Origin of the sequence: Acetobacter sp. AAB5, assembly GCF_050106715.1 — a bacterium.
GTDB lineage: Bacteria > Pseudomonadota > Alphaproteobacteria > Acetobacterales > Acetobacteraceae > Acetobacter > Acetobacter oryzifermentans.
The window spans coordinates 1-292 of sequence record NZ_JBNIEW010000070.1 but is presented as its reverse complement, the minus strand read 5'-3'; the positions used below and the strand labels follow the sequence as shown (position 1 = coordinate 292).

Below are 292 nucleotides of genomic sequence, written 5' to 3'. Positions count from 1 at the left end.
CGATCCGTTTGGCGCAGCGCATTCCTCCACCTCCATTTCCGCGGGACTCGGCATGGCCGTGGCCCACCACCTGCGGGCGGAGGAAGACCCCAGCTACCGCGAACGCAACGTGATTGCCGTGATTGGCGATGGCTCCATTTCCGCCGGCATGGCATATGAGGCAATGAACAACGCCGCCGTAGCTGGCCCCGGCGCGGAACGGCTGATTGTCATCCTCAACGACAACGAAATGTCCATTGCCCCACCCGTGGGCGCAATGTCGAACTACCTGTCGCGCCTGATGTCCTCTCGC

1 protein-coding gene is annotated in these 292 nt (G+C 63.0%); it reads left to right on the top strand.

The features are described from left to right. Positions 1-292, top strand: a 292-nt coding sequence (locus ACP7IZ_RS13840) for a 1-deoxy-D-xylulose-5-phosphate synthase N-terminal domain-containing protein (RefSeq protein WP_426849744.1), incomplete at both ends; no start/stop codon positions are given.